The organism is Polaromonas sp. (assembly GCF_029945895.1).
Taxonomy (GTDB): domain Bacteria; phylum Pseudomonadota; class Gammaproteobacteria; order Burkholderiales; family Burkholderiaceae_C; genus Polaromonas.
Window position 1 is genome coordinate 1 of the sequence record NZ_JAQSDL010000048.1, and the last position, 3,235, is coordinate 3,235.

The window sequence follows — 3,235 nt, forward strand, 5'->3', positions numbered from 1 at the left end:
CCCGCGTGTCCGAACGATTTGAAGTATTTTTGCAATACCTCCTGCCCAAGCAGGCTCTGACGGAATTCGGCAGCCACATTGCCTCCATGCGGGGCGGCGCTGTCACGACGCGCATCATCCGCTGGTTTGTCGGCAAATACGGCGTCAACATGGCCGAGGCCGCCAACCCCGACATCGGCAGCTACCCGACCTTCAACGAATTTTTCACGCGAGCACTCAAACCGGGCGCACGGCCGCTGGCCGCCGCCGACCTGGTCTGTCCGGTGGACGGCGCGATCAGCCAGTTCGGCGCGATCGAGGGCGACCGGATTTTCCAGGCCAAGGGGCATGACTACTCGACGTCCGCCCTGGTCGGCGGCGACCGCGAGCTGGCCGCGCGGTTCGAAGGCGGCAGTTTCGCCACGATTTACCTCAGCCCCAGGGACTACCACCGCATCCACATGCCCGCGGGCGGTCGCCTGTTGCGCATGATTTACGTGCCGGGTGAGCTGTTTTCGGTCAACCCGGCCACGGCGCGCGGCGTGCCCGGGCTGTTTGCGCGCAACGAGCGTGTGGTCTGCGTGTTCGAGTCGGCGCGCGGGCCGTTTGTGCTGGTGCTGGTGGGCGCCACCATTGTCGGCAGCATGGCCACGGTCTGGCACGGCGTGGTCAATCCACCCCGGACCAAAGAGGTCCGCGAGTGGCGCTACGACGGGCAACCGCCGGTGGAACTGGGGCAGGGTGACGAGATGGGCCGCTTTTTGCTCGGCTCCACCGTGGTGATGCTGTTTCCCCGGGGGCCGTGCCACTTCAACCCCGACTGGGTACCGGGCGCAGCCGTCCGGCTCGGGGAGATGATGGCCAACTGTCCGGCGCCCTGACGCTGACAGCTGCGCCCAAGCGCCCTTTCATTGCTATGAATAACATAGCTGGTTGCGCCCATTCCATAAGGGCTGGAGGCCATTTTTGCTTAAGGCCAGCGTTTGGTCGGTGTGGCCGCGCCAGGACCGCACACGAAGCGCGGCACCTGTTGAAAACCCGGGCGCTTTTTACCGGGCAGCAATTCTCCGTGTTTACCCACCACCCCTGTCAGAGTTGACAGGGGTCTTGCTGCACGCTTTGCGCCAGGCCTCTAAATTCAGGCACGGGTTGTTGTGTAAACGGCGGCGACGGGCCGGCCGTGATGGATGAAGGTCCAGCTTCCCGGGAAACGAGGATGCGATGAATTACCTCATACGCTTGGTGGACAACGCGGAATTTCCGGCGGAACAATGCCGCCTCATCGAGCAGCGGTACGACGAGGCCCTGGTCCAGCAGCTCTGCAGTCCGGAGCAGGTGGCGCAGGCGCGCCGCGCCTGGGTGCAGGCCAAGACCCGTGAGGACGAGGCGACGGGACCGGATCTCTCGCTCGAAGAAAAGCAGGCCATCGTGCGCTGGGAGCGAGCGGAAGCGGCGGCTCGACTCCTGGCTTTCGAGGGCTACACCGGTGCACTGGAAGAGCTTTATATCGACGTCAGGCTTGCGCCTGGGCCTTAGGGCGCGTCCGGTTTTTTGTTCTTCTGGCATGGGGCCTGCCGGCATGTTTCATGGCGGCCAAAGTCTGCCGCGTCTATCAGAAATTTTCGCAAAACCCGTGAATATAAACTGGCGGGCTGTTTTTTTTTGTAGTCCTTTTTCCATAGTTGGAAGGTTTGCTGGCCCCACCCAACACCTGTTGTGTTTTTTTGAAAATGGCGTTTGCTTTTGTTGTCTCCTCTTGTTCTGGACGGTAAATTCGCTGTGCGGTAACCACACTTATTTACTTCAAAAAGGGACACTTCCATGGAGGCATTGGCAGGACTGCCCTTGGTCGAGCGGGATACCGAACTCAAGACATTGCTTGAAGCCTTGACTGCTTTGCGTCGCGGCGATGCCAAAGTCAGTTTGCCCACCGAGTGGGAAGGTATTTACGGCAAGCTGGCCGCCGAATTCAACCAGCTGGTAGCCGTCAGCAGCTTGACCGCCAGCAGGCTGAAGGCGCGCCACACGCGCAAGGTGGCAGGCCGGCACTTGCCGCAACTGCCGGAGCATCCCCGGTTGGCGGGCTTCTGGCAGGACAGCGTCACCGCGATCGACAGCGCTTGCGCGGAAACCGAGGCCGCGGCAGAACAGAACAGGGTTTTCCTGTCGGCCCTGGTGGCCTTGCGCAAGGGTGACGTGAAAGCGGCCTTGCCCCAGGACTGGACCGGTCTTCCCGGCAAGCTGGCCGACGCATTCAACGACGTGGTCGCCGAGAACGTCAGCATGGCTGATGAGGTGGCTCGCTTGAGCCGCGTTGTTGGCAAGGAGGGAAAACTCCGGGAGAGAGCCCGGGTGCCGCATGCCAGCGGCTTCTGGCGCGAGTCGGCCGAGTCCATCAATTCCCTGATTGCCGACCTGGTGCATCCCACCAGCGAAGTTGCGCGCGTGATCGGCGCCGTCGCGCAGGGCGACCTCTCCAAAAGCATGGCGCTGGAGGCGGAAGGCCGGGCCCTCGAAGGTGAGTTTTTGCGCACGGCCATGATCATCAACAAGATGGTTGAACAGCTCGGCACCTTTTCGGCCGAGGTGACCCGTGTTGCACGCGAGGTGGGCACCGAGGGCAAACTCGGCGGCCAGGCCGATGTACAGGGGGTGGCGGGTACCTGGAAAGACCTGACCGATTCGGTCAACTCCATGGGTTCGAACCTGACGGCGCAGGTGCGCAACATTGCCGAGGTGACGACCGCAGTGGCGGCCGGCGACCTGTCCAAGAAGATCACGGTGGAGGTCAAGGGAGAAATCCTTGAACTGAAAAACACCATCAACACCATGGTGGACCAGCTGCGCTCCTTCGCGTCTGAAGTGACCCGGGTGGCGCGCGAGGTCGGTACCGAAGGCAAGCTGGGCGGCCAGGCCGATGTGCAGGGGGTGGCGGGTACCTGGAAAGACCTGACCGATTCGGTCAACTCCATGGGGTCGAACCTGACGGCGCAGGTGCGCAACATTGCCGAGGTGACGACCGCAGTGGCGGCCGGCGACCTGTCCAAGAAGATCACGGTGGAGGTCAAGGGAGAAATCCTTGAACTGAAAAACACCATCAACACCATGGTGGACCAGCTGCGCTCCTTCGCGTCTGAAGTGACCCGGGTGGCGCGCGAGGTCGGTACCGAAGGCAAGCTGGGCGGCCAGGCCGATGTGCAGGGGGTGGCGGGTACCTGGAAAGACCTGACCGATTCGGTCAACTCCATGGGCTCGA

At 62.4% G+C, this 3,235-nt stretch carries 4 protein-coding genes; 3 read left to right on the forward strand and 1 reads right to left on the reverse strand.

The window, feature by feature from the left end; genetic code table 11:
* Positions 1-5 precede the first annotated feature (5 nt).
* Together asd and PSV33_RS07085 are read left to right on the forward strand one after the other, a co-directional pair.
* Positions 6-860: an archaetidylserine decarboxylase gene (asd, locus tag PSV33_RS07080; protein WP_300560175.1), complete on the forward strand. Its 855-nt coding sequence runs from the start codon at positions 6-8 to the stop codon at positions 858-860.
* Positions 861-1,200: 340 nt separating this feature from the next.
* On the forward strand, positions 1,201-1,515 hold the full coding sequence (locus PSV33_RS07085) for a hypothetical protein (RefSeq protein WP_300560169.1): 315 nt from the start codon (positions 1,201-1,203) through the stop codon (positions 1,513-1,515).
* Here PSV33_RS07085 and PSV33_RS07090 read toward each other — a convergent pair.
* Entirely contained in the window at positions 1,512-1,802 is a 291-nt protein-coding gene (locus tag PSV33_RS07090) for a hypothetical protein (RefSeq protein ID WP_300560171.1), read from the reverse strand. The two genes, PSV33_RS07085 and PSV33_RS07090, sit on opposite strands and share 4 nt — an antisense overlap.
* Here PSV33_RS07090 and PSV33_RS07095 point away from each other — a divergent pair.
* The coding region (locus PSV33_RS07095) for a HAMP domain-containing protein (RefSeq protein ID WP_300560173.1) at positions 1,801-3,235 on the forward strand (1,435 nt) is incomplete at its 3' end. The two genes, PSV33_RS07090 and PSV33_RS07095, sit on opposite strands and share 2 nt — an antisense overlap.

Coding starts and splice junctions, on each gene's coding strand:
- PSV33_RS07085 (WP_300560169.1), top strand. CDS start 1,201: ATGAATTACCTCATACGCTTGGTGGACAACGCGGAATTTCCGGCGGAA.
- PSV33_RS07090 (WP_300560171.1), bottom strand. CDS start 1,802: ATGGAAGTGTCCCTTTTTGAAGTAAATAAGTGTGGTTACCGCACAGCG.